Source organism: Paenibacillus sp. PvR098 (assembly GCF_017833255.1).
Classification (GTDB): domain Bacteria; phylum Bacillota; class Bacilli; order Paenibacillales; family NBRC-103111; genus Paenibacillus_G.
Map to the genome: position 1 here is coordinate 248,774 of NZ_JAFIBU010000001.1, position 26,142 is coordinate 274,915.

Genomic DNA, 26,142 nt, shown 5'->3' on the forward strand with positions numbered 1-26,142 from the left:
TTTTATGCTTATTACGAAAAAAATTGTGAAAAAAAGAGGAAACGAACGAGCCGTGTGGAATAACTACAGGAGGTTTGCTTGCCAAGGCTCATATACATTACATGTCACAGGAGGTGCCACAGGTTGAGCAGCAATGACATCATTGTTAGTTTGGACATCGGTACATCCAAAGTTCGTGCTATTATTGGGGAAGTCGTTAACGGCGCCATTAATATAATTGGAGTTGGATCTGCCGACTCGCAGGGAATCCGTAAGGGAGCGATCGTCGATATCGATCAAACGGTTCAGTCGATCCGAAGTGCGGTGGACCATGCGGAGCGGATGGTGGGCATTCAAATTTCGGAAGTGTATGTAGGCATTTCCGGAAACCATATCTCTTTGCAGACCAGTCACGGCGTAGTGGCTGTGTCGAATGAAGACCGAGAAATCGGGGACGATGATATTGAACGCGTCATTCAAGCGGCTAAAGTGATACCTTTGGCTCCGGAGAGGGAAATTATCGGTGTTGTGCCCAATCAGTACGTTGTTGATGGAACGGATCAAATTCATGATCCCAGAAGCATGATTGGCGTAAGGCTGGAAGTGGAAGCGACGATTGTAACCGGAACAAAAACCGCAATACATAATTTACTCCGTGTTGTGGAGAAGTCCGGACTGAAAGTAGCCGGATTGGTTCTAATGTCGCTCGCTGCAGGCCATCTGGCCTTGTCCAAAGATGAGAAGGCGATTGGAACCGTATTGGTAGATATCGGTGCGGGAGCAACCACCATCGCCGTTTTTAATGAAAACAATTTGGTTGCGACAGCCACGCTTCCGATCGGCGGAGAATATATTACGAATGACATTGCTTATGGTCTCCGGACGCAGGCGGATATCGCAGAGAAAATTAAGCAGAAATTCGGATGCGCACTTGTAGAGCATGCGGCAGATGATCAAGTGTTTAAGGTGAACCGACTCGGTAGCAATGTGGACAAGGAGTACTCCCAAGTCGATTTGTCAAATATTATCGAGCCTCGCGTACAAGAGATTTTTCATTTGATTCAGCTGGAAGTGCAGCGGTTAGGCTTTACGGATCTGCCGGGCGGATATGTATTGTCCGGCGGGACAGTTTCCTTACCGGGTATGCTGGCTGCTGCGCAATTAGAGCTGGCTACATCTGTTCGAATCGCCGTTCCGGATTTTATCGGTGTCCGGGATCCAGCTTTTACAAGCGGAGTAGGAATCATCCAATACGCATTTAAATATATGCGCGGCTCCAAGCAAAGCACCGGCGTGAAGAAGCTGGTCAACAAAAAGTCGTCTTCCGGTCAAGAACAGAAGCCATCGGCCATGGAACGGTTTAAAAATTGGTTAAGCGAATTTATTTGATCGAAAACAGCTTGCACGATGTAAGCCTAATGAGGGGGAAGACGCTAGTATGTTTGAATTTGATGTGGACATGGACCAGTTAGCGAAAATAAAGGTCATCGGCGTCGGCGGAGGCGGCAGCAATGCAGTCAACCGAATGATCGACAACGGCGTGAAGGGTGTCGAGTTTATTACCGTCAATACGGATGCTCAAGCTCTGCATCTTGCCAAGTCAGAGCAAAGGCTGCAGATCGGGGACAAGCTGACGCGCGGTCTCGGAGCTGGAGCAAACCCGGAGGTTGGCAAGAAGGCCGCGGAAGAATCTCGTGAATTGATAATGAATGCCCTGAAGGGTTCCGATATGGTGTTTGTTACTGCGGGTATGGGTGGCGGTACAGGAACGGGTGCTGCTCCGGTCATTGCCGAAATTGCCAAGGAATGCGGCGCTTTAACGGTAGGTGTTGTTACAAGGCCTTTCACGTTCGAAGGCCGCAAGCGGCACATGCAGGCAGAACAGGGGATCGCAGCCCTGAAGGAAAAGGTCGACACGTTGATCGTTATTCCGAATGACCGTTTGCTTGAAATCGTAGATAAGAAGACTCCGATGCTTGAAGCGTTCCGCGAAGCGGATAACGTGCTTCGCCAAGGGGTTCAAGGGATCTCCGACTTGATCGCGGTTCCCGGACTTATTAACCTTGACTTTGCCGATGTAAAGACCATTATGACGGAGCGCGGCTCGGCGCTAATGGGAATCGGCGTAGCTACTGGTGAGAACCGTGCTGCTGAAGCGGCGAAGAAAGCGATCTGTTCTCCGCTGCTCGAGACTTCCATTGACGGTGCACGAGGCGTGCTGATGAACATTACCGGCGGCATCAACCTGTCGCTTTATGAAGTGAATGAGGCAGCCGATATCGTAGCTTCCGCATCAGATATGGAAGTGAACATGATTTTTGGTGCCGTCATCGACGAAACCCTGAAGGATGAAATTATTGTTACGGTCATTGCTACAGGATTCGAGCATAAGCCTGCTCCGACCCCGGGTGCAAGAAAGCCTGCGGGCGCAACATCTTCTGCGGGGAGTACACAGCAGGAAGCATCGGATTCCAGAGTGGGCAATCTCCGTCCTTTCGGTGGAGGACAGACATCTAACGATCAGCTGGATATTCCGGCCTTCTTGCGGAATCGCAATCGTGGCGGCGGTATCGACAAGTAAACCCAATACGTTAAGCAATAACGAACAGCCGTCTCGGCAATCAGAGGCGGCTGTTTTTTATATGTACAACCCCTTAAACGAAGCCCCTATCATCCTCAAAAAAGCTTTCCAATCGTTTCCCATATACGACAAAAAAAGTCACCTGCTATCGGCATGTTTAGACAGACTTTGGAATAGGATTGCTATATACTTGTCTCATTCGCGACTGAGAGGGACAGATGGCAGGAGGTTGCGGAAAATGATCGTGTATATCGATGTCATTTTCCTGTTTAACGTGTTGATTGACGGTGTTTTACTATGGACGACGGCTTGGTCGCGTAAGCTGCACTTTCGTTGGTGGAGACTCGGGCTTTCCGCAGCGATTGGCGGCAGCTACGCGATCATGCTTTTTTTTCCGCCGCTGTCGTTCTTATACACGTTTGCGGTCAAGTTTATGCTGTCCTTGCTGATGCTGCTCACGGCGTTTGGATTCGGGGGATTACAGCATTTCGTGCGAAATCTCGGGGCGTTTTACCTCATTAATTTCGCTGCGGCTGGTGGGGTTGTCGGGTTCGTGTACTTTTGGCAATCTTCGGGCGAATTTGTACAAGGAATTTTGATCAGCCGGGATCTGAAGGTGACGCTTCCGCTGCTGCTGTTCTCGATTCCTTTTACCTTATGGATTTATCGACAAGTGACGCAGGCGCTGAGACGGAAGCAGGTGCTGACGACATATATCGTCAAGGTGGACGTACATATTGACGATTTCGCATCCACCTGCACCGGGCTGATCGATACGGGAAATCAGCTTTATGATCCTTTAACGAAGACGCCAGTCATGGTGATGGAGGCTGCACAATGGGGAGAGCACATTCCGGAAGCGTGGATGGTCAAAATACGGCGCGCCGAAGTCGATCAATTGGTTTCCTCGATCGGAACGGAGCCTTTTATATGGCAGGATCGGCTGAGGCTGGTCCCTTATCGGGGGGTGAACCGCAGCACGCAATTTATGCTGGCGATTAAACCGGATCGGGTCGTCATTACAACGGAAGGCAAACAGATTGAGACGATGAAGGTGTTGATTGGTCTTGACGGCGGCCGGCTCAGCTCGGATAATGCCTACCAGGCCATTATTCATCCGGCACTGATGGAGAGCGTTCAATCTTAAGACATGAACGGATTGAGTCATGCTCAACCAGCCCGCATAAATCATCTGTACCGAATAGGAGGAAGCGTAATATGTTAGTCAAGTGGAAGCTGATGATGCAGATATTGTATTTCCGACTTTTGCTGCTGCTCGGGCTTAAGGGAGAAGAGATTTACTACATCGGAGGAAGCGAAGCGCTGCCGCCCCCGCTCACCCGCGAAGAGGAAGAATATTTGCTTGAGAAGCTTCCGTCTGGTGATTCAGCTATTCGGGGGATGCTGATCGAGCGGAACCTCCGGCTTGTAGTTTACATTGCACGTAAGTTTGAAAATACGGGGATTAACATTGAAGACCTCGTATCGATTGGTGCGATCGGTTTGATTAAAGCTGTAAATACGTTCGACCCGGAGAAAAAAATAAAGTTAGCCACATACGCTTCCCGCTGTATCGAGAATGAAATCTTAATGTACCTCCGCCGCAACAGCAAAATTCGTACGGAGGTATCCTTCGACGAACCCTTAAACATCGACTGGGATGGTAACGAGCTGCTGCTCTCGGATGTGCTTGGAACCGAGAACGACACGATTTATCGTAATATCGAGGAGCAGGTGGACCGCAAGCTGCTGCATAAAGCGCTGGATAAGCTATCGGAGCGGGAGAGGATCATCATGGAGCTGCGCTTTGGTTTGCAGGATGGTCAGGAAAAGACGCAAAAGGATGTTGCCGATATGCTGGGTATTTCACAATCTTATATTTCCCGACTGGAAAAGCGTATTATTAAGCGGCTCCGTAAGGAATTTAATAAAATGGTGTAAACTGGTAATGTGTTTTTTTAGTCAATTATGAAAGCGAAATCTTCCTTACCGGGTATGACTTTAGATGGTTTTGCACACTCCGCAGCGTGGCCGGGGGGACCGAAGTCGGCGCATAAAAAAAACTACCAAGGAGATAATTAACAATAATGTTTCTCCTTGGGAGGTAATCGCGGTGACCCGAAACAAAGTCGAAATATGCGGCGTCGATACGGCAAAGCTTCCGGTTTTGACCAATGCGGAAATGCGTGAACTTTTCGTTCAGCTGCAAACGAATAATGAACGATCTGCAAGAGAGAAATTAGTCAACGGCAACCTTAGGTTGGTGCTGAGCGTTATCCAGCGCTTCAACAACCGGGGGGAATATGTCGACGATCTGTTTCAGGTAGGCTGTATCGGACTGATGAAGGCGATTGATAATTTTGATTTGGGCCAGAATGTTAAGTTTTCCACCTATGCGGTACCAATGATTATCGGTGAGATTCGTCGTTATTTACGGGATAACAACCCGATTCGAGTCTCCCGGTCCTTGCGGGACATCGCTTATAAAGCGCTGCAGGTACGGGATCAGCTCACCAACCAGAATTCGCGTGAGCCCACGATATATGAAATTTCCGAAGTGCTGAACGTGCCAAAGGAGGATGTGGTATTCGCGCTCGACGCCATTCAAGATCCGGTATCATTGTTCGAGCCGATCTATCATGACGGCGGCGATCCAATCTATGTGATGGATCAAATCAGCGACGACCGCAACAAAGACGTTTCCTGGATTGAAGGCATAGCTCTTCGGGAGGCGATGCGCAAGCTGAATGACCGAGAGAAAATGATTTTATCTATGCGCTTCTTCGATGGGAAAACGCAGATGGAGGTGGCCGACGAGATCGGCATCTCACAGGCACAAGTATCCCGGCTGGAGAAGTCGGCGATATCACAAATGCAAAAGCACGTGAAAAACTAAAACTCTCTCTTTCGAAACTCCGACCTGACCCACATCTTATAGGGTACGGTCTTTTTTTATTCCAGCAAGGTATTTTATTGAGGTTTCTCATATAATAATAAAAAAGGCAGTGACGCAAAACTTATCCAAGCCTTCTTCGGTGGTGGAAAACAGCGTGAAACTATCCGACTTTCAAATGAAGGATGTCATCAATATTGTAGACGGCAAAAAGCTGGGTCAGATTAGCGATTTGGAGCTGGATTTGTGGCATGGCCGGATCGAGGCCATTGTTGTACCGAATGGAACTCGTTTCTTCGGTCTGCTAGGCGGCGGAACGGATGTGATCATCCCTTGGGAGAATATCGTGAAGATCGGGTTGGACGTTGTGCTCGTTAAGCTGGAGGATATACGAAGCTACCGACGGCAGGACAGGACGGATCTGGCTTATGAATCTTACCGAGAATACCGCGGTTAATACGGTGAATCCGGAGTTGGCTTTCGAATTCTCGCTAGAGGTGTTCTACTTTGCCTGATAGCAGGACAGGATGCTCTTTTTTTTCGTTTCGTGTATACTTGTTAATAATCTGAGTACAGGGGATGGGATGGAGATGCAAACGTCGGAACCTTTCGTTCTGGATAAAGCCGATAACGGCTGCGGGCTGCTGAGACTCACGAGCTTGATGAGCTCGAATCCAAGGCTGACTGCCGGATTTACGACACGGAGCGGCGGAGTGAGCGGTGGGGCTTTTGACAGCTTGAATTGCGGACTCCATGTGGCAGACGCTCCAGAGGATGTTGTGGAGAACCGCAGAAGGCTGGCAGAAGCGCTTGCCGTGCCTTTTGAGGCTTGTACATATGCGGAGCAGGTGCACGGCAAAGAGATCCAGATGGTAACGAAGCAGCAGCGCGGTGCAGGTAACGATTCTAGAGAGCGGGCACTACAGGCCAAAGATGGCTTTATTACGAACGAGCCGGGAGTATTCTTGCACGCGCTCTTTGCCGATTGTGTGCCGCTTTATTTCTATGATCCTGTTCATAAGGCAGTAGGCTTAGCCCATGCGGGCTGGAAGGGGACGGCCCTTGGCATTGCCAAAGCGGTACCCGAGGCGATGAGTGCTGCTTATGGGACCAAGCCCCGTGACCTGAAAGCTGCCATTGGACCGTCCATAGGCATGTGCTGCTATGAAGTGGACGATGCTGTTATTTCACGAATGGATAGAGTCATTAAAGAACTTACGCTGATGTCCGGTTATGAACACGAGGGAGAAGTCCCGCTCTATGTAAAAAAAGCAAACGGAAAATATAATTTAAACTTGCAACAAATAAACCGACAAATTATGATGAAAGCAGGAATTTTGCCATCAAATATCGAAATAACTGGTTTATGCACAAGCTGTCGACTCGACTTGTTTTACTCGCATCGTAAGGAAGGCGGATCAACAGGTCGTATGGCCGCATGGATCGGTTTGCGGGAATAGTTTTGAGGAGCCCTTCGGGATTTGGGGTTTCGTCAACTTAAGGTTTGACGCAGCCGGGAGGTAGGTGAATACGTATGGTGGCCATAGAGCTGGAAACAAGGATCAACGAAGTAAAAGGGAAGGTAGCTGCAGCGTGCGCGCGTGTAGGAAGGAAACCTAACGATGTAGGGATCATTGCCGTAACCAAGTACGTATCGCTAGCTACGACAGGTCGAGTGCTGGAGCAGGGCCTCACGGATATCGGAGAAAACCGCTGGCAGGATGCGGCGGCCAAATGGGAAGCTTTCGGCGATCAAGGAACATGGCATTTTATCGGACATCTCCAAACAAATAAAGTAAAGGATGTTGTCGGACGTTTCGCCTATATCCATTCGTTGGACAGGCTGTCGCTTGCCAAAGAGATAGAAAAGAAAGCGGCTTCCCTAGGAATGGAAGTGCCCTGCTTCATCCAGCTTAACGTATCCGGGGAAGAAACCAAATACGGGCTGCAGCCGGAAGCGTTGGTTGATTTCGTCAAAGAAATTCGCGAATATCGTCATATCCGGATCGCAGGCTTGATGACGATGGCGCCTTATGAGGCAGAAGCGGAACAAACCCGCCCGGTATTCCGGGGATTAAGGGAATGGCGTGACCGGCTGAACGAGGAAGCTTTGCTCGATTACGAAATTACACATTTGTCGATGGGAATGTCTAACGACTTCGAAGTAGCTGTTGAAGAAGGAGCTACTTGGGTGCGTCTCGGTTCAATTCTGGTGGGTAAAGAGTAAGGAGAGGGCATCATCATTTAAGGAGGAGAGGACATGGGCGTAATGAACAAATTTATGAATTTGATCGGTTTACAGGACGAAGAAGAAGTAGTGGAGCGCGAACGCATCGTAGAGCAGCATGAAGAAGTTGAAACCTCAGCGCAAGATACACGTAAACATAAGGGGAACGTTGTGAGCATACACTCACAAAAAAATGTTCGGGTCGTACTGAATGAGCCTCGTACGTATGAGGAGACCCAGGAGATTGCCGATCATTTGCGTTCCCGGCGTTCGGTAGTGGTTAATTTGCATCGTGTTCGTCCAGACCAAGCGACCCGAATCGTCGACTTTTTGAGCGGTACAGTGTATGCGCTGAGCGGCTCAATATCAAAAATTGGCCCCAACATCTTTTTGTGTACTCCGGATACCGTTGAAATTCACGGTTCCATTTCGGAAATCATGAATCATGATGAAGGGTAGCCCCCACTATACTAAACGAGGTGAACAGCTTGATTGAGGGTTACATACGCACTCTAGTCGATATTTACCAATACGTGCTCATCGCCTATATTTTGCTCTCCTGGCTGCCGAATGCGAGAGAAAGCTTTATCGGGGAATTTCTGGGGAAGCTCTGCGAGCCCTACTTGGGTATCTTCCGCCGCTTTATTCCTCCGATCGGCGGGATGATCGATATTTCTCCAATCGTCGCACTCATTGCGCTTAGGTTCGTAGGCGAAGGGATCGTTGCTATCGTTTCCGCCATTTTTTAGGCAGGTTAGCAGTGGCTTGATTTGAAGGAGATTTTCATTAATGAATGAGAACATTTATGCCCACTTTCATCCGGATGAGCATCGCTTTGTGGACAAAGCGGCTGAATGGGTGGAGCGGGCGGAGCAACATGCTGTTAAACTTACCGATTTTTTGGACCCTCGCCAAGCCTTTATCGTGACGACGCTGATCAACCGAAGTGCAGACGTTCAGGTGCGTTTTGAAGGAGGTCATCCGGGAGCCGAGCGCAAACGCGCATGCATTGCCCCCGATTATCGTGTATTGGATGAAGAGGACATGGGCATTCAATTGATTGAGGTGACTTCTCCCGATGAGAAGCTGCAGGAGCTCGACCATGGGGATTATATGGGTGCGATCCTTGGGCTTGGCATCAAGCGCGATAAGGTCGGCGATATTTATGTTCGCCCGGACGGCTGCCATTTTCTTGTTGCTGCCGAGGTTGCCGATTATATGCGGCTCAACTTGAGCGCGGTTCATCGCGTTCATGTGCAAACCGAGCTTTTGCCTTTGGAGCGGCTGGTGAGTACAGAGGTCAAACTGGACGAGATGAGCTTGTCGGTCGCTTCGCTTCGCCTGGACGGTATTGTCAGCGATGTATATCGGCTGAGCCGTGCCAAAGTGCTGATTCCGATTAAAGCGGGACGCTGTAAGGTGAACTGGAAACAGGTGGAAGATCCGAGTAAGCAGCTGAAGGAGGGGGACGTCATATCTCTGCAAGGCTTCGGACGCTTCAAGCTGCTTGAGGTGGAGGGCGTGACCAAAAAGGGGAGGTATCGCTTGAAAATCGGCAAATATGCATAAATGCCGATTTTTTTATTTGCAATTGCAGGAAAATGCAGGCTATTGTCGAATATAGCAATACGTGCTAGCTTGGTTGCTAAATTTGCAGGAGGTGCAGCAATGGCTTTAACCCCGCTCGACATACATAACAAAGAGTTCAGACGTTCTTTCCGCGGATACGATGAAGATGAAGTCAATGAGTTTTTGGATCAGGTGATCAAGGATTACGAAGTGTTAATCCGTGAAAATAAAGAATTCCAGAATCAGTTGAACACTATTCAAGAGCGGCTGGATCATTTTTCTAACATTGAAGAAACATTAAGCAGGACGATCATCGTCGCACAGGAAGCCGCCGATGAAGTAAAGACGAATGCGAAGAAAGAAGCGCAGCTCATCATTAAGGAAGCGGAGAAGAACGCAGACCGCATTATTAATGATTCGCTCGTGAAGACACGCAAAATTGCCGTGGAAATGGAAGAACTGAAGAAACAGGCTTCGATTTACCGTACTCGCTTCCGTACCCTGATTGAAGCGCAGCTGGAGCTGTTGAGTAAAGAAGACTGGAGTTCTCTTGAGCGCACTGAGGTGGAGCAGCCTTAATCTATAAGGACTGCTTGGAATAAAGCGGTTGTACTTGGGTATATGCTTGTATTGAGCACAGCATATACAGGAAAGTTGACGCCGCAGTTTATTTCCGCTATACTCCACTATAAGTTTACATAAGCAAAAGCGACGATTGGGACGAGTACTTGGCGTCAGGCTGAAGTCAGCGAACCGGGGGTTGGTGGGAGCCCGGACCTCAGCGGCGAAGGAAAATCACCCAGGAGCATCTCTTGAACCCCTATGAAGTAAAGAGCATCGGCTGATCCCGTTACCGATCATGGAGCGAAGACGCTTCGATAAAAGCGGGCTTGAATTGATTCAGGCCGATGCCTTTATCTGGTTGCCGTCTTAATTTGGGTGGTACCGCGAGACTTCTCGTCCCTTAGATAGGGATAAGAAGTCTTTTTTGTGTTTATATCAAGTAAGGAGTGAATGAGCATGGATTATGGCAAAACATTAAACCTGCTACAGACTGATTTTCCGATGCGCGGAAACCTGCCGCAGGCTGAACCGAAGATGCAGCAGCACTGGGAAGAAATTGATATCTATAGGATGGTTCAAGAAAGCCGCAAAGGCAAACCGAAATTTATTTTGCACGATGGCCCACCGTATGCGAACGGCGATATTCATATCGGACACGCGCTGAATAAGGTCATAAAGGACATCATCGTCCGTTTTAAAACGATGCAGGGCTATGACGCGCCTTATGTGCCTGGCTGGGATACGCATGGACTGCCGATTGAACAGGCCATTGCTAACGGCGGCAAGGTAGACCGCAAGAAGATGAGCGTGCCGGAGTTTCGCGATTATTGTAAAGCCTATGCCTTGGAGTGGGTAGAGAAACAGAAGACTCAATTCAAGCGTCTATCCATCCGTGGGGACTGGAATAACCCGTATGTGACGCTTCAGCCGAAGTATGAAGCACAGCAAATCCGTGTTTTCGGGGGAATGGTGAATAAAGGCTACATCTACAAAGGACTGAAGCCTGTCTATTGGTCCCCGTCATCCGAAAGCGCACTGGCAGAAGCAGAGATCGAGTACAAGGACAAAACGTCTTCTTCGATCTACGTCGCTTTTGGCGTGAAGGACGGCAAGGGCAAGCTGCCTGAGGATGCTTCCATCGTCATCTGGACCACAACGCCATGGACACTGCCGGCTAACCTGGGCATTAGCCTGCATCCGGAATTCGATTATGCTTTAGTGGAGACTGGCGGTAAGAAATATGTGCTGGCGCAAGGGTTGCTGGAAGCGGCATCCAAAGAAATCGGCTGGACGGATGTCAAGGTATTGTCCACAATGAAGGGAAGCGAGCTGGAGCACGTACTCTGCCAGCATCCGTTCTATGATCGTACGTCGCTCGTGATGGTTGGCGAGCATGTGACGCTCGATGCGGGTACCGGCTGCGTACACACGGCACCGGGTCACGGTGAGGATGACTTTGTGATCGGGCAAAAATACGATCTCGGCGTGCTTTGTCCTGTTGATGATCAAGGGCATTTTACGGCGGAAGCCCCGGGCTTTGAAGGAATGTTCTACGACAAAGGAAATAAGGTCATCACGGAGAAACTGCAGGAATCTGGACATCTGCTCCATATGAACATGATTCAGCACCAGTATCCTCACGATTGGCGGACGAAAAAGCCAGTCATTTTCCGTGCTACGGAACAATGGTTTGCTTCCGTTGACGGCTTCCGGCAGGCCATGCTGGATGAAATCAAGCGGCTCCGCTGGACGCCGGAGTGGGGCGAAACCCGTCTGCATAACATGATTGCCGACCGTGGGGACTGGTGTATTTCGCGCCAACGCGCTTGGGGAGTTCCGATTCCGATCTTCTACTGCCGAAGCTGTAACGAGCCTCTCGTTAACGAAGCGACGATCGAGCACGTAGCATTGATTTTCGAACAGGAAGGCTCTAATGCCTGGTTCTTGAAGGATGAGAAAGAGCTGCTTCCAGGCGGTACGGTTTGTCCGAAATGCGGGAACGATCATTTCCGTAAGGAAACGGACATTATGGACGTCTGGTTTGACTCCGGCTCCAGCCATTCCGCTGTGCTGGAAACCCGCGAGGAGCTGCAGTGGCCGGCGGATTTGTATCTGGAAGGCTCGGACCAATACCGCGGCTGGTTCAACTCATCGTTGATTACCGGCGTGGCCGTTAAGGGCACTGCGCCTTACAAAGGAATTTTGAGCCATGGCTTTACTCTGGACGGCGAAGGCCGCAAGATGTCCAAATCGCTTGGCAACACGGTAGATCCGAACCAGGTCTCCAACAAGCTCGGTGCCGATATCTTGCGTCTATGGGTGTCTTCTACGGATTACCAGTCGGACGTGCGCATCTCGGATAATATCCTGAATCAGACATCCGAAGGGTACCGCAAAATCCGCAATACGCTGCGATTCTTGCTTGGGAACCTATACGACTTCACCCCGGCGACGGATCGCGTGAGCGTGGATCAGATGAACGAGCTCGACCGGTATGCGATGGTGCGCTTGCACCGGATGACAGACCGTGTCATTGAGGCATATGACAATTACGAGTTCCATGTTGTCTATCAAGCGGTGCACCATTTCTGCGCAGTAGAGATGAGCGCCTTCTATCTGGATATCCTGAAGGACCGTCTTTATGCGAGCACGCCGGAGGACCTGGAAAGAAGAGCGGCGCAAACCGTATTATATGATGCCCTCACGGCAATAACTAAACTGATTGCTCCCATTTTGCCGCATACGGCGGATGAGGTCTGGAACTATATCCCCGGAACCGAGCTGCCAAGCGTACAAGTTGCGGATCTGCCGCAGGTGGACAGCCGCTTGTTTGACAGCCAGTTGGAAGAGAAATGGGAGAAATTCACGGAGCTTCGCGACGATGTGCTGAAGTCACTTGAGGAAGCGCGGAAGGCGAAGCTGATCGGAAATTCGCTCAGTGCTGCCGTTCATTTGTACCCTGATCAGGAGACGCTGCAGTTCTTAAATGGATTTGATCGGCTTGACTTGCTGTTTATCGTGTCGGCAGTACATGTACACGAGGCTGGTGCATCAGTACCCGAAGGCGCTCATTCCTATAAAGGAATGTCGGTAAACATCGAAGTGGCCGAGGGAGAGAAATGCGAACGCTGCTGGATCGTTACACCGGAGGTCGGCCACAATGAAACGCATCCGACGCTGTGCAAGCGTTGTTCAGAGGTTATGGTGTCCGGCGCAAACGAGTAAAAGAAAAAACGAGCTGATCCATGGGACTTAATCCAAGGAAAAGCTCGTTATTTCTAAGACATATGTTCGTCTTCTATATTTAGTTCGGGTTCGAGCAGACCGTATCCTTCGCCGCTGCGCATATAGTCCTTGTAAGCTTTATTCCGGACTACAGTCACATGCTGACCGTAGATGTCCGTGGCCAAAAAGCTTTCGAAAGGTTCTACGTAACCGACGGTTTCATCCGCTTCAATTTCCATTTCGTTATAGCTGTCCGATTCATTAGGATTTTCTGCCATCGCAGGGGAGTTAGATGTGCCCCAGCTTTCTACAATTTGCCAGGCATCTTCACCGTCGAATTGATTTTGCTCGGGAAGTTCGTCAAGGCTGGTTCGCCCGAATGGAGGAGCCAGCAACTGCTCCTCTACGGGACGCCGGTCGGAAGAGTGCGGGTCGGGTACGTGTTCAACGCAGTAAGCCGCAGTAGGGACCGCCTGGAGACGTTCGAAGGGAATAGGCGTGCCGCAGTTTCGGCACACGCCGTAAGTTCCGTCCTCGATACGCTGGAGCGCCTCATTGGCATCAGCTAGATGGCGTTCGGCGTTCTCGTTCAGCGCAATATCTTTGCCGCGCTCGAACATCTCGGTACCCAAATCAGCGGGATGATTGTCATTGGTGGACAGCTCACCGGTTTGAACACGCATCGAGTCGCCTAAACCGAAATGATCGCCATCTTTTAAATGCTCTTCGAGCCAACGTTTTTCTTCGCGCAGCGTGTCAGTCAGTTGTTTAAGCTGCTGCACTGTAAGCGAATGGGATGGTAATGGTCCGATCGTCATAGAGTACGCCTCCTTTTTCACATATCGCAAGTGATGTTATTTTTCACGGTCCCGGCTGTTCTTAGGCAAGGGAATCGTTGTTAGTAGGGAAACGGATAAAGGAGCTGTTACGTTGAAATATTACATTTACGCGTTGATCGTACTGCTGCTGGATCAAGTAACCAAATGGTTCATCGTTACCGAAATGACGCTGGGAGAAATCCGTCCGGTAATCGGAGAATTTTTTCAGATTACGTCGCACCGGAACCGCGGCGCTGCCTTTGGCATATTGCAGGATCAGCGTTGGTTTTTTATCGTAATCACGATTGCCGTAGCGGTTGGTGTCGTTTGGTACTTGCAAAAGACTTTAAAGGAAGGCAAAAAGCTGCTGCCCTTGGCTTTAAGCTTATTGCTTGGCGGCGCACTGGGCAATTTTATAGATCGCGCTTTGTTCGGTGAAGTGGTCGATTTTTTAATGTTCCGTTTTCAATTTAACTGGTTCGGCACTCCTGTAGATTATACGTATCCCATTTTTAATGTGGCCGATATGGCCATTGTGATCGGCGTTGGTTTGATCTTCGTGGATTCGTTCATCAGCTGGCGTCAAGAAAGCAAACAGCAGGCACAAAGCAACACGGAAGGCGGAGATCTGTAAGTCATGAGCATAGAGGAAGAGCGTGAAGCTTCAGACAACCGGTTTGAATGGATTACCGAGACGGAAGAAGCGGGAGAGAGAATAGATAAGTTCCTGACGGAAATGCTGGAGGAAGAGGTATCCCGTACGCAGGTGCAGCAGTGGGTTAAAGACGGACATGTAACCGTAAACGGGCGAAGTGTTAAGCCCAATTACAAATTGTCAGATGGGGACAACCTTGTGCTGGTGATACCGGAGCCTGAGGAGCTGGAGCTTGCCCCTGAGGCTATCCCGATCGAAGTCGTCTACGAAGATTCGGATGTAATTGTGGTCAACAAGCCGCGCGGGATGGTTGTGCATCCGGCTCCGGGACATTCGGGTGGGACGCTGGTAAATGCGCTTCTGCATCATTGTAAGGACTTATCGGGGATTAACGGAGTAATGCGTCCGGGGATCGTTCATCGAATCGATAAAGATACATCCGGCCTTCTGATGGCGGCCAAGAATGATTTGGCGCACAACGGTCTTGCCGAGCAGTTGAAAGCTCATACAGTGAATCGTAAATACTTTGCTCTCGTTCATGGTAACGTTCCTCACGATAACGGTACGGTTGATGCTCCGATCGGCCGTGATCCGAAGGACAGAAAGCTGTACACGGTTACAGAGCGAAACAGCAAGCATGCGATCACTCACTTTGTAGTCTTAGAACGCTTAGAGGATTACACGCTGCTTGAGCTGAAGCTGGAAACGGGGAGAACACACCAAATTCGGGTGCATATGAAGTTTATCGGTCACCCGCTGGTGGGCGATCCGGCCTACGGGCCTTCGAAAAGCAAGGGAGTCCTTATGGAGGGACAAGCGCTTCATGCCGCTGTGCTAGGTTTCGAGCATCCGCGGACAGGCGAATCGCTGCAGTTCGAAGCTCCGATGCCGGAGGATATGCTGAGATTACTGGAAGTTTTAAAAACAAGGTAGGGGAAGAGAAACGGACATGGAGCACTTAGAGCGCTTAATTAATCCGAGAGTCAAAGACATTCAAATATCCGGTATTCGCAAAATATCCAATCTCGTGGCGACCTATAAGGATGCGATTACGCTTACGATCGGACAACCCGATTTTCCGACGCCCGAGCATATATTACGGTCCGCTGAGCAGGCTATTGCTGACCACCGGACTACATATACGCCGAATCCGGGAATCCTTGAGCTAAGACAGGCGGCTAGTAGATTTGTGGAGCAAAAGTACGGTCTGAAGTACGGCGCAGCAGATGAAATCATTGTGACCACAGGCGCGAGTCAAGCGCTTGATATTACGCTTCGTACGATTCTGGACGAGGGAAGCGAGGTCATCCTGCCCGGGCCGATTTATCCGGGATACGAGCCTTTGGTTCGCCTTTGCGGCGGCGTTCCTGTGTATGTGGATACACGGGCTAATGGCTTCAAGCTGACTGCGGAGCTCCTTGAGCCGCATTTGACAGAAAAAACACGCTGCATCATTTTGTGTTATCCATCCAATCCGACGGGGCGCATACTATCTGAAGCAGAGCTGTCGGAAATGGCCCAGCTGCTTGCACAGAGAAATATTTTTGTCATATCTGATGAAATCTATAGTGAGCTGATTTACGACGCTCCACATCAGTCGATTGCCACATTATCGGGGATGCGGGACAAGACCATCGTAATTAATGGCTTGTCCAAATCCCATTCGATGACCGGCTGGCGTATCGGCTTTACGCTCGCCCCGGCTTATTTATCTCAACACATGGTCAAGGTACATCAATATAATGTCACCTGCGCCAGTTCAATCAGTCAGTATGCGGCACTTGAAGCGCTGACCTCAGGGATAGACGATGCCCGGCCGATGAAAGAAGAATACCGGAAGCGCCGCGATTACGTGTACGACCGGCTGATCGATATGGAATTTGAACTGGATAAGCCGGAAGGCGCGTTTTATTTATTTCCTTCGATCGAGCGGTTTGGATTGTCATCCATGGAATTCACGATGAAGCTGCTGGAAGAGCAGCGTGTTGCTGTTGTTCCAGGCGATGCTTTCTCCATTTATGGTGAAGGGTATATCCGTATTTCCTACGCGTACGGTATGGGAGTTCTGGAGCAGGCGATGGAACGGCTGGAAGCATTCGTTAAGAAACAAGGTTGATAAGACTGCAATAAAGGTTATTTGAGCCCCGTAATCGCTGAATGAGCGTTGTTACGGGGCTTTTCATTTCAAGCAATTGACAATGATAATCATTTTCATTAATATAAAACAATGATATAAGCTGAAAAGAAGGGACGCGTTTGTAACCTATGAACCATACTCGAGAGTCTTCTTTGCACTATTTGAACACGGAGGAGCTTAATGTAGAGAGCCTGCACAGCATGGAGCTTCCAGAGAGTGATGATCCTATGTTCGGATTCGTGATGAAAGAAAGCGTGAAGGTGAGCCTGGAATCGGAAACCAAACGACGGGCAGGTAAAGTATTGAGCGGAGAATTATTTTTCATACCTCCTAACTGCCGATGTATGATTGAAAATAATGAAGGCGGAGCTTCTCAAGTCATTATCATTCGATTTCGTAGTGAGCGGAGCACCTTATCCATAATACAGCCATCGGTACAAAAATTCAGGATGTCCGATGAATTTCGCCTATACAGCTTTCGGATGCCGCAAATACGCAGCTGGATTCAGGATTTCATGAGTGATTGCGGACATGATGAACCTGTGCTTTATTACCAACTGCAATCGCATTTGTATGCCATGGCTTCCGCGTTTATATTGTCTATACAAAAATCAGGGGCCGTGGATGACGATCTGATCGATTACGTCGAACAAACGAAGCTATATATGCTGGAGCAGTATTACGCATCAATGGATATCGAAGAGATCGCCCGTTTGTCAGGGTTAAGCCCAAATCGCTTTTATCAGTCTTTCAGAAGACATACCGGGCTTAGCCCGCATAAATTTATTACCACCATCAGGCTGAATGCTTCATTATGCTTGTTGTCTAATACCCCTTCATCTGTTATGGATGTGGCTCATTCGGTAGGATATTCGGATGAGTTATACTTTAGCAGGTTGTTCAAAAAGCATATGGGGATGTCTCCAACAGAATATGCGGCAAGCGCCAGAATCCGAATTGCCAATCTATCTCCTGTTTTTCAGGGCGATCTATCTGTTCTGGGAATTACCCCCAAGCTTACTTTGAGAAGAGGCTGGTCAGATTATCAGGAGAAATATGTGCATCAGATTGCGAGCTGCAAGCCGGAGCTTATTTTAACGTCGCCCATACCGGAAGACCTGTATCGGCGATTATCGCAGATCGCTCCAGTCGTCATGCTTCATTGGAAAGGGATGTCGTGGAAGGAGCGACTGCTGAATATCAGCCAAACTCTTGGGCTGTCGACCGTTGCCGAGCGTTGGTTATCTTATTTTGACATGAAGGTGGAGAACGCGCGATTTCACATTCGCCGGCAGCTGGGGAACGAACCTTTTTTATTGGTTGGCACATTCGAAGATCAGTACCGGGTGTTCGGGATGCAGCACAAAAAAATGAGAGATTTGTTCTATGATGACCTGCAGGTTACACCGCCGGCCCGAGCTGGTGAGGTAAGCTTCCTTAAGGTCATGACGCTCAGCGAGGTGGCCTCTTTGGACTGTAATAATGTACTGTTTCTGGTGCCTACTACGGCCTCAGAACAATTTTGTGTAAAGCTGGAGGAAGACTGGCGGAGATTAAAACGAAACCGACAGGATAAACATTGTCTTTTCATTCGTTATGATGAACCGCTGCTGTACAATCCATCCATGCATGAAAGCTTGCTTGATCAAACCGTCAATCAACTGCTGCTAACCGCGAGCAAATGAGAAAAAGTCCATACGTAAAATAAGGAATGTCCATTCAAGTGACTGAGAATTTGTGTAAAATAGATAAAGGTGATAATGATTATCACTGTATCGCATGCTCGTATCAATCAAATGTTATAGGGGCATGAACGGGAGGATTGATGGACATGAATAGCAGTCATTATTTTTTTGATTTATATTGAGAATGATTATCTTTATTATTTATGTCTGTAATAATAATCCTGCGGATAAGGAATCGTTATGAAAAAAAGACATTTACTTATGGCTCTCGTGATTTTATCCATTACTTCTGTTTTTATCGGAGTCAAGAACGTAACTCCTTTGAATCTGTTCCATTTAACTGAGGATCAAGCTCAAATTTTGATAGATAGCCGGCTTCCCCGCTTAGTCAGCATCCTTATCGCCGGAGCCAGCATGAGTATCATTGGACTGATTATGCAGCAGCTAACTCAAAATAAATTCGTATCGCCAACAACGGCTGGCACAATGGATGCCGCCAGACTGGGCATCCTGGTTTCTCTGCTGATATTTACTTCAGCCACTCCTTTGCAAAAGATGCTCGTTGCTTTTGTATTTGCACTGCTGGGAACCTTTATATTTATGAAGATTCTAGACAAAGTGAAGATGAAGGATACGATATTCATACCCCTTGTAGGACTCATGTTTGGAAATATTCTTAGTTCGATTACTACATTTTTTGCTTATAAACACGATCTCATCCAAAGTATTTCCACATGGCTTCACGGGGATTTTTCGATGATCATGACCGGGCGCTATGAGCTTTTGTACATCAGTGTTCCGCTAGTCGTTATCGCATATCTGTTTGCCAACCGGTTTACGATTGCAGGAATGGGTGAGGAGTTTTCCGTTAACTTGGGATTGAATTATAAACAAGTGGTTTACATAGGTCTAACCATTGTAGCGTTAGTATCCTCTGTAGTCATACTTACAGTTGGAACATTACCTTTTCTGGGACTGATTATCCCTAATATCGTCACCATTTATCAGGGAGATCATTTGAAAAAAAACCTTTCTCATACCGCATTATTAGGTGCCGTTTTTGTATTATTTTGCGACATTCTCGGCAGGGTCATTATTTATCCGTATGAAATTTCAATAGGCCTTACAGTCGGCGTGTTAGGAAGCGGTATTTTTCTTTATTTACTCATGAGGAGAAAGGCACATGGCTTATAGAAGCAAGCTCGGATTTCTAGCAATTTTTGCGATTCTGCTTACGGTACTCTTTTTATTTATCGATATAGGCTCCAATTGGGATTATGTTCTTCCCCGAAGGATAAAGAAAATCCTTGCTATTATCCTGACCGGCGCTGCCATCGCTTTTTCGACTGTGGTGTTTCAAACCATCACGAATAACCGGATATTAACACCCTCGATGATCGGTTTGGATTCACTGTATATCTTAATCCAGACTTTTGTAGTCTTTATGTTCGGGGCATCGACCCTCACGATGATGGATAAAAACGTTCATTTCCTGCTATCGGTTGGAGTCATGATTCTATTTGCAGGTGTATTGTATAAAATCCTATTTAAAAAGGAAGGCAGCCAGCACATCTATTTTTTGCTGTTGATCGGATTCATATTCGGGACGCTGTTCTCCAATCTTTCGTCTTTCATGGAAATGCTTATTGATCCGAATGAGTTTCTGATTGTACAGGACAGGATGTTTGCCAGCTTTAATAATGTCAACACGGATCTTCTGTTGATCTCGTTCTTGACGGTATTCGCGACAGCAATTTATTTTATGAAATATGCCAAGTTTCTGGATGTGCTGTCACTAGGAAGAGAGCATGCTGTGAATCTGGGGATTCCATACGAACGAGTTGTAAAAAGGCTGCTCATCATAGTCGCCGTGCTGATATCCATATCGACTGCTCTGGTCGGGCCGATCACCTTCCTAGGCTTGCTTGTCGTGAATGTGGTTCATCAGTTTTTACGAACGTACAGGCATACCCATTTAATTTCAGGCTCGATTCTCATCAGCGTGATCGCTTTGGTCGGAGGACAATTGATTGTCGAGAGGGTGTTCACCTTCTCTACGACTCTAAGTGTAATTATCAATTTCATAGGCGGCGTTTACTTTATTTATCTTCTATTGAAGGAGAAAAAATCGTGGTAGAAATAAGGGGAGTATCTAAACAATACGGCAATAAACATGTGGTCGACGATGTTTGTATCAACCTATCGAAAGGGAAGATCACCTCTTTAATCGGACCTAATGGAGCAGGGAAAAGTACGGTCTTGTCTATGGTCAGTCGTCTGATTCCAAAGGATCGCGGTGAAATTTTCATTGACGGACAGGAAATCAGCCGTTGGAAAAGCAATGAGCTTGCCAAGAAAATATCGATATTAAAACAATCCAACCATATCAATGTCCGCTTAACGATCAGGGAATTAGTTTGCTTCGGTAGGTTTCCTTATAGCCAAGGAAAGCTTACTAAGGAAGATTTGAAGCATGTCGATGAGGCTATCAGCTATATGGAGCTGGAAGATATCGAGCACAAGTACCTCGATCAATTAAGCGGCGGGCAAAAACAAAGGGCATTTATTGCGATGGTGATTGCCCAAAATACAAATTATATCCTTTTGGACGAGCCGCTGAATAATTTGGATATGAAGCATTCCGTTCAAATTATGAAAGTGTTAAGACGAATGGTTGATGAACTGGGTAAAACGATTGTTATTGTAATTCACGACATCAATTTTGCCTCTTGTTACTCTGATTATATCGTAGCCCTGAAAGACGGGAAGGTTGTAAGAGAAGGGACCACCGACGAAATTATTAATCCATCCGTTTTAAAAGATGTCTATGACATGGATATTCACATTGAGGACATCCAACAAAATAAAATATGTGTTTATTTCTCATAATGGATGGTTTCAGATCAGACATTATTTTGATGGTTTTTAGTCAAACTGCTGCACCATCAATATAATAGATAAAAAATCTTGGGAGAGTGGATGAAATGAGTAAAAAGTTATCCGTTATTTTCTTCAGCATCATGATGGTTTTATTTGTCGCAGCGTGCGGCACGACCGGTTCGAATGAAGGCTCCAGCGCAGCCCAAGCGCCTGCTACAAACGAAGATCTGATTATTAAGCATCAATTGGGTGAAACCAAAGTAAAGAAAAGTCCTGAAAAAGTGGTTGTTTTCGATTTTGGTACATTAGATTCGTTAGATAAGCTGGGGGTCAACGTGACCGGCGTGCCGCAAGCGAACATTCCTCCGTATCTTTCAAAGTACAAAGATGCAAAGTATATGAATGTAGGCAGCTTAACGGAGCCTGATTTTGAAAAAATCAATGCGATTGGACCGGATCTTATTATTATTTCTGGTAGACAGTCTGCTGCATACGAGGAATTAACGAAGATTGGCCCTACGATTTTTATGGGGATTGATAACGCAAAATATATGGAGTCCTTTAAGAAAAATGTAACGACACTCGGAACGATATTCGATAAAGCATCCGCTGCGCAAGAAGAGCTGGCCAAAGTGGAGGATGCGATCAAAAAAGTCAATGAAAAGGCAGCTGCCAGCGGTAACAATGCTTTAATCATTTTGGCTAACGGCGGAAAAGTCAGTGCTTACGGACCGGGGTCCCGATTTGGAATTCTACACGATGTGCTTGGCTTTACTCCTGTAGATCAAAATATTGAGGTTTCGACTCACGGTCAGAGTATCTCCATGGAATTTATCGTTGAAAAAGATCCGGACTATCTATTTGTCGTCGATCGGGACGCTGCCGTGGGGAGCGGATCTTCCGCAAAGCAGGTGGTGGAAAACGAGCTGGTGAAGAAAACGAAAGCCTTTAAAAATGGTCACATCGTATATCTGGATCCCAACTACTGGTATCTTTCAGGCGGAGGACTGATTTCCGTTGCAGAGATGGTGAAAGAAGTGGAGGCAGGATTGAAATAAGAAGAAACACCGAGAGGGGCATCCCTTCTCGGTGTTCTTTATATTAATGGCTTGATTTCCAAGTCAGGTATCGGCTCATGAGGCCGATGGCCAGATCGATGGCCCGTTCATCAGGCTCAATCTTGGCATGATGCAGGCCGTACGGCGTGCCGACGCCAAGCCAGAACATGAAGCCTGGGACGGATTCCAGAAAGTAACCGAAATCTTCGCCGGTCATCGCTTCCGTGCATTCGATCAGCTCTATGTGATGGGGCTGCTGTGTTTCGCGTACCCACTCCATGAACTCTCCGGTTACCTTTGCCTCGTTATATACTTGCCGGTAGTTGGAGCCATAATCAATTTCAGCCTTGCACGCAAACGCGGTTTCCAGACCCTGGACCAATGCTTCGATGCGGGACTTGACGAGGGTCATCGTCTCCGCAGAAAGCGTGCGGATGGTGCCTTCCAGCCGAGCCTTTTCCGCGATAATGTTTTGCTTTGTGCCGCCATCGATTTTGCCTATGGTGATCACGGCCGAATCCAGCGGATTCACGTTGCGCGAAATGACGCTCTGCAGCTGGCCTACCAGCTGGCAGGCGGCAATTACCATGTCGTTGGCGTTGTGAGGGAATGCCGCATGGCCTCCTTTGCCGGTCAGATCGATGAATAACTCGGAGGTGTTGGCGAACAAAATTCCGGGTTTCGTTGCAATCGTTCCTACCGGATATTCCGGCGCGATGTGCAGTGCGAAGATTTCATCCGGCATCCACTCCTGAAGCTCTTCGGTTTCGAGCATCGGCTTGGCGCCGCCGGGGCCCTCCTCAGCCGGTTGGAAAATAAATGTCAGGTTGTCTTGGATGGGATGGCTGGCAAAGTGCGTAAGGATGCCGAGGCCAATCGACATGTGCAGATCGTGACCGCAGGCGTGCATGTAGCCGGGATGCTTGGAACGGAAATCGTAACCGGTGTCTTCCTGGATCGGGAGGCCGTCCATATCCGCCCGATAGCCCAGTCTGCGCCGCGGCTGTGTACCCCGGACATTGACCAGGACGCCCGTGCGCCAAGTTCGGATTTCAATATGCTCCTGCGGTAGGGTGGAGATATAGTCAAGCAAATACTGCTGCGTTTTGAATTCTTGAAAGCCCGCTTCGGGCATTTGATGCAGGTCGCGGCGAATTTCCACGAAACGGCTGGGAGTAGCAGTGACGCTCACGGTTGTACAGCCTCCTTTACTAAGTTGGGCCCTTACAAAAGCCGATTCTAATAGAAAGACCCGGCGTCGCAACGCCGAGCCTCTATGCTTTGAATTACAGATTGCGCAAATCCTTCAAAATTTCCGTTTTGGACTTCGTCTTGTCGTCCACTTTCTTGATAACGCGAGCAGGCGTACCGGCAACAACGCTGTATTCCGGCACATCTTCTACAACGACGGCGCCTGCGGCAACAACGGAGCCTTTACCTACGCGCACACCTTCGAGAATGACTGCGTTGGCACCAACCAGTACGTCGTCCTCGATCACAACCGGTTGGGCTGAAGGAGGCTCGATTACGCCTGCGAGCACGGAGCCTGCGCCGATGTGGCACATGCTGCCGACTTTAACGCGGCCGCCGATGACGCAGCCCATGTCGATCATCGTGCCTGCGCCGATGGAAGCGCCGATGTTGATGACTGCGCCCATCATGATGATGGCGTTGTCGCCAATGCCAACCATGTCGCGGATAACCGCGCCCGGCTCGATGCGGGCATTGATGCCCTTCATGTCAAGCAGCGGCACAGCCGAGTTGCGGCGGTCATTTTCAATCACAAAATCCTCGATTTTGGAGGAATTCGCGTCAAGCACGCTTTGGACCTGGGACCAGTCTCCGAAGATTACGCCGGAATTGCCGGTGATAAATGTTTGAATGCCTTCGCCGAAGGAAATCGACTCGAGGTCGCCTTTCACGTAAACTTTAACCGGGGTTTTCTTGGTGCTCGTTTTAATGAGATTAATGACTTCTTCTGTATTCATTTCGATCGACATAACTATATTTCCAACTCCTCTATGTAATGGTACCGTGAACGATGGGTGACATCCGTCTCCAATGTTCTGGCTGAGAATGAACTACATCTTTTATAGCATAAAATGACCGCTTCCCGCAATCTTTACGGAGGCAGGATTCGAGATCTATTGACAATAAGTGTCGAACGTGGGATAATTATTTTAGTTGAATAGCACCTTTAATATCAGTCCCGTGAGGCTGGCAAGGTGAACGATGAATTCGAACGCTCTACCCGGAGCGCTGCGCAGCATACGCTAGGCGAAGCGTACTAGCATCCGGAAGATGAGTTCTGTTCTTGCGTACAAACCTTGCCCAATCGGCAAGGTTTTTTTTGTCTCACGACCGATTCATAAAGCTCAGAAGGAGGTTGCCCTGCGGATGCAGCAAACCGAGCATGTGCTGATGGATGAGATCGCCATAAGGCGGGCGTTAACGCGAATCGCTCACGAGATATTAGAACGAAACAAAGGCTTTGAGAACTGTATGCTCATCGGCATTCGAACGAGAGGAATACATTTGGCCGTTCGGGTGGCAGAGCGAATCCAGGAAATTGAAGGCGTACCGGCCCCCGTTGGCGAGGTGGACGTCACAAGGTACCGGGATGATCGTAGAGTAGCTGCGGGGAGCAGTGATGAAAATGCTGCATTGGAGCCCAAGCTGGAGGTTCGTAACAAAAAGCTGATTCTGTTCGACGACGTACTGTATACGGGACGAACCGTTAGAGCGGCGATGGATGCGCTGATAGATCTGGGCCGGCCGCAAATGATTCAGCTCGCGGTGCTGGTGGACCGCGGACACAGGGAGCTGCCGATTCGGCCGGACTATGTAGGCAAGAACATCCCGACCTCCCGGTTGGAGAACATAGATGTCCAGCTGCAGGAAGTGGACGGGATCGATCAAGTCGTGATTACAGGGCAGAGGGGACCAAACGAATGACACAGCTGCAGGCAAACACGCATAAGCATCTTCTCGGTACCAAAGGGCTAAGCGCTGCGGAGTTGACCTCCATATTGGATCGGGCGGCTTACTGGGAGCAACACCCTGTGAAGGTATCGAACCATCTGCAGGGACGCTTTGTGGCCAACATGTTTTTTGAGAACAGTACGAGAACTCGCTTCTCCTTTGAAGTGGCGGAGAAACGGCTCGGTGCGGAAGTGCTGAACTTCACGGCGGCCGTCTCCAGCGTGCAAAAAGGCGAATCGATATACGATACGGTCCGGACCCTGGAGTCGATGGGGATCGATGCCGGCGTGATCCGGATGAAGCCGAACGGCCTTCTTGCGGAGCTGGTGCAGAAAATTAAAGTGCCGCTAATCAATGCCGGCGACGGAAATAACGAGCATCCTACGCAGGCGCTGCTCGATTTGTACACGATGCGCAAGCACTTCGGCCACATCAGCGGTCTTCATGTAGCGATTATCGGTGACATTCAACATAGCCGGGTAGCCCGATCGAATCTGTGGGCGCTCCAAACGCTGGGGGCCAAGGTAAGCTTCTGTGCTCCCCCGGGCATGCAGGCTGCGGAGCTGGCGGAACATGCGCCTTACATCACGATAGACGAAGCTTTGAAAGCCGACGTAATTATGATGCTTCGCGTACAGCTTGAGCGGCACGAAGGCTCGCTGTTCGGCTCGGCTGAGGAGTACCGTGCCGCTTACGGGCTGACTACGGAGCGATCGGCCAAACTGGCGCCGCACGCCATTATCATGCACCCTGCGCCGGTGAACCGGAACGTAGAAATCGACGATGAGCTGGTCGAATGCGACCAATCAAAAATTTTCCCGCAAATGAGCAACGGCGTACCGATTCGGATGGCTGTGATCGAACGGGCTTTAAGTTAAAAAAAAACGAT

General features: G+C 48.7%; 26 protein-coding genes and 1 other annotated feature. Of the genes, 23 read left to right on the plus strand and 3 right to left on the minus strand.

Annotated features, from left to right (window positions below):
• Positions 1–123: 123 nt before the first annotated feature.
• The 13 genes from ftsA (at position 124) to ileS (ending at position 13,038) form a co-directional block, all read left to right on the plus strand.
• A complete protein-coding gene (gene ftsA, locus JOE45_RS01190) occupies positions 124–1,368 on the plus strand; it encodes a cell division protein FtsA (protein WP_210021920.1) in 1,245 nt (414 codons plus the stop codon).
• A 49-nt stretch (positions 1,369–1,417) separates the two neighbouring features.
• Positions 1,418–2,560 (plus strand): cell division protein FtsZ, encoded by a 1,143-nt coding sequence (gene ftsZ, locus JOE45_RS01195; RefSeq protein WP_210021919.1) that lies wholly within the window; start codon positions 1,418–1,420, stop codon positions 2,558–2,560.
• Positions 2,561–2,798: 238 nt separating this feature from the next.
• Positions 2,799–3,707, plus strand: coding sequence for a sigma-E processing peptidase SpoIIGA (gene spoIIGA, locus JOE45_RS01200; protein ID WP_210021918.1), 909 nt, complete (start codon positions 2,799–2,801; stop codon positions 3,705–3,707).
• A gap of 71 nt (positions 3,708–3,778) precedes the next feature.
• Entirely contained in the window at positions 3,779–4,501 is a 723-nt protein-coding gene (sigE, locus tag JOE45_RS01205) for an RNA polymerase sporulation sigma factor SigE (protein ID WP_210021917.1), read from the plus strand.
• Positions 4,502–4,673: 172 nt separating this feature from the next.
• Positions 4,674–5,456: an RNA polymerase sporulation sigma factor SigG gene (gene sigG, locus JOE45_RS01210; protein WP_210021916.1), complete on the plus strand. Its 783-nt coding sequence runs from the start codon at positions 4,674–4,676 to the stop codon at positions 5,454–5,456.
• Between the two features lie 154 nt (positions 5,457–5,610).
• On the plus strand, positions 5,611–5,910 hold the full coding sequence (locus tag JOE45_RS01215; protein ID WP_210021915.1) for a YlmC/YmxH family sporulation protein: 300 nt from the start codon (positions 5,611–5,613) through the stop codon (positions 5,908–5,910).
• A gap of 133 nt (positions 5,911–6,043) precedes the next feature.
• Entirely contained in the window at positions 6,044–6,913 is an 870-nt protein-coding gene (pgeF, locus tag JOE45_RS01220; RefSeq protein WP_210021914.1) for a peptidoglycan editing factor PgeF, read from the plus strand.
• Between the two features lie 83 nt (positions 6,914–6,996).
• A complete protein-coding gene (locus JOE45_RS01225) occupies positions 6,997–7,680 on the plus strand; it encodes a YggS family pyridoxal phosphate-dependent enzyme (protein WP_210023477.1) in 684 nt (227 codons plus the stop codon).
• 33 nt (positions 7,681–7,713) lie between these two features.
• Positions 7,714–8,139: a cell division protein SepF gene (locus JOE45_RS01230; protein ID WP_210021913.1), complete on the plus strand. Its 426-nt coding sequence runs from the start codon at positions 7,714–7,716 to the stop codon at positions 8,137–8,139.
• Positions 8,140–8,159: 20 nt separating this feature from the next.
• The gene (locus JOE45_RS01235) at positions 8,160–8,429 is read left to right on the plus strand and encodes a YggT family protein (protein ID WP_210021912.1); all 270 of its coding nucleotides are present in this window, start codon (positions 8,160–8,162) and stop codon (positions 8,427–8,429) included.
• Between the two features lie 40 nt (positions 8,430–8,469).
• Positions 8,470–9,249, plus strand: a complete 780-nt coding sequence (locus JOE45_RS01240) for a YlmH family RNA-binding protein (protein ID WP_210021911.1) — start codon at positions 8,470–8,472, stop codon at positions 9,247–9,249.
• A gap of 99 nt (positions 9,250–9,348) precedes the next feature.
• Positions 9,349–9,828, plus strand: coding sequence for a DivIVA domain-containing protein (locus JOE45_RS01245; protein WP_210021910.1), 480 nt, complete (start codon positions 9,349–9,351; stop codon positions 9,826–9,828).
• 123 nt (positions 9,829–9,951) lie between these two features.
• Positions 9,952–10,217 (plus strand) — a binding site (T-box leader).
• 52 nt (positions 10,218–10,269) lie between these two features.
• Positions 10,270–13,038, plus strand: a complete 2,769-nt coding sequence (ileS, locus tag JOE45_RS01250; protein ID WP_210021909.1) for an isoleucine--tRNA ligase — start codon at positions 10,270–10,272, stop codon at positions 13,036–13,038.
• 53 nt (positions 13,039–13,091) lie between these two features.
• On the opposite strand, the gene JOE45_RS01255 is transcribed toward ileS, so the two are convergent.
• Positions 13,092–13,856: a TraR/DksA C4-type zinc finger protein gene (locus tag JOE45_RS01255; protein WP_210021908.1), complete on the minus strand. Its 765-nt coding sequence runs from the start codon at positions 13,854–13,856 to the stop codon at positions 13,092–13,094.
• A gap of 112 nt (positions 13,857–13,968) precedes the next feature.
• Between JOE45_RS01255 and lspA the strand changes: the two genes are divergently transcribed.
• The 8 genes from lspA to JOE45_RS01295 all read left to right on the plus strand — a co-directional run bounded on the left by lspA (position 13,969) and on the right by JOE45_RS01295 (position 22,271).
• On the plus strand, positions 13,969–14,490 hold the full coding sequence (gene lspA, locus JOE45_RS01260) for a signal peptidase II (RefSeq protein WP_210021907.1): 522 nt from the start codon (positions 13,969–13,971) through the stop codon (positions 14,488–14,490).
• A 3-nt stretch (positions 14,491–14,493) separates the two neighbouring features.
• Positions 14,494–15,444, plus strand: a complete 951-nt coding sequence (locus JOE45_RS01265; RefSeq protein WP_210021906.1) for an RluA family pseudouridine synthase — start codon at positions 14,494–14,496, stop codon at positions 15,442–15,444.
• 16 nt (positions 15,445–15,460) lie between these two features.
• Positions 15,461–16,627: an aminotransferase A gene (locus tag JOE45_RS01270; RefSeq protein WP_210021905.1), complete on the plus strand. Its 1,167-nt coding sequence runs from the start codon at positions 15,461–15,463 to the stop codon at positions 16,625–16,627.
• A 149-nt stretch (positions 16,628–16,776) separates the two neighbouring features.
• The gene (locus JOE45_RS01275) at positions 16,777–18,333 is read left to right on the plus strand and encodes a helix-turn-helix domain-containing protein (RefSeq protein WP_210021904.1); all 1,557 of its coding nucleotides are present in this window, start codon (positions 16,777–16,779) and stop codon (positions 18,331–18,333) included.
• A 240-nt stretch (positions 18,334–18,573) separates the two neighbouring features.
• Positions 18,574–19,527 carry an ABC transporter permease gene (locus tag JOE45_RS01280; RefSeq protein ID WP_210021903.1) on the plus strand — a complete coding sequence of 318 codons (954 nt, stop codon included), beginning with the start codon at positions 18,574–18,576 and terminating at the stop codon, positions 19,525–19,527.
• Positions 19,517–20,470 carry an iron chelate uptake ABC transporter family permease subunit gene (locus tag JOE45_RS01285; protein ID WP_210021902.1) on the plus strand — a complete coding sequence of 318 codons (954 nt, stop codon included), beginning with the start codon at positions 19,517–19,519 and terminating at the stop codon, positions 20,468–20,470. The genes JOE45_RS01280 and JOE45_RS01285 overlap by 11 nt, the downstream gene beginning before the upstream one ends.
• Positions 20,464–21,222: an iron ABC transporter ATP-binding protein gene (locus JOE45_RS01290; protein ID WP_210021901.1), complete on the plus strand. Its 759-nt coding sequence runs from the start codon at positions 20,464–20,466 to the stop codon at positions 21,220–21,222. Before JOE45_RS01285 ends, JOE45_RS01290 begins: the two co-directional genes overlap by 7 nt.
• Before the next feature lie 95 nt (positions 21,223–21,317).
• Positions 21,318–22,271, plus strand: a complete 954-nt coding sequence (locus JOE45_RS01295) for a siderophore ABC transporter substrate-binding protein (protein ID WP_210021900.1) — start codon at positions 21,318–21,320, stop codon at positions 22,269–22,271.
• Between the two features lie 43 nt (positions 22,272–22,314).
• Here JOE45_RS01295 and JOE45_RS01300 read toward each other — a convergent pair whose 3' ends face one another.
• The gene (locus JOE45_RS01300) at positions 22,315–23,463 is read right to left on the minus strand and encodes an N-acetyldiaminopimelate deacetylase (protein ID WP_210023476.1); all 1,149 of its coding nucleotides are present in this window, start codon (positions 23,461–23,463) and stop codon (positions 22,315–22,317) included.
• A gap of 94 nt (positions 23,464–23,557) precedes the next feature.
• Complete coding sequence (dapD, locus tag JOE45_RS01305; RefSeq protein WP_210021899.1) at positions 23,558–24,271, minus strand: 2,3,4,5-tetrahydropyridine-2,6-dicarboxylate N-acetyltransferase; 714 nt, start codon at positions 24,269–24,271, stop codon at positions 23,558–23,560.
• 397 nt (positions 24,272–24,668) lie between these two features.
• Between dapD and pyrR the strand changes: the two genes are divergently transcribed.
• Positions 24,669–25,226 carry a bifunctional pyr operon transcriptional regulator/uracil phosphoribosyltransferase PyrR gene (gene pyrR / locus JOE45_RS01310; RefSeq protein ID WP_210021898.1) on the plus strand — a complete coding sequence of 186 codons (558 nt, stop codon included), beginning with the start codon at positions 24,669–24,671 and terminating at the stop codon, positions 25,224–25,226.
• The gene (locus JOE45_RS01315; RefSeq protein WP_210021897.1) at positions 25,223–26,131 is read left to right on the plus strand and encodes an aspartate carbamoyltransferase catalytic subunit; all 909 of its coding nucleotides are present in this window, start codon (positions 25,223–25,225) and stop codon (positions 26,129–26,131) included. Before pyrR ends, JOE45_RS01315 begins: the two co-directional genes overlap by 4 nt.
• The last annotated feature ends 11 nt before the right edge of the window (positions 26,132–26,142 follow it).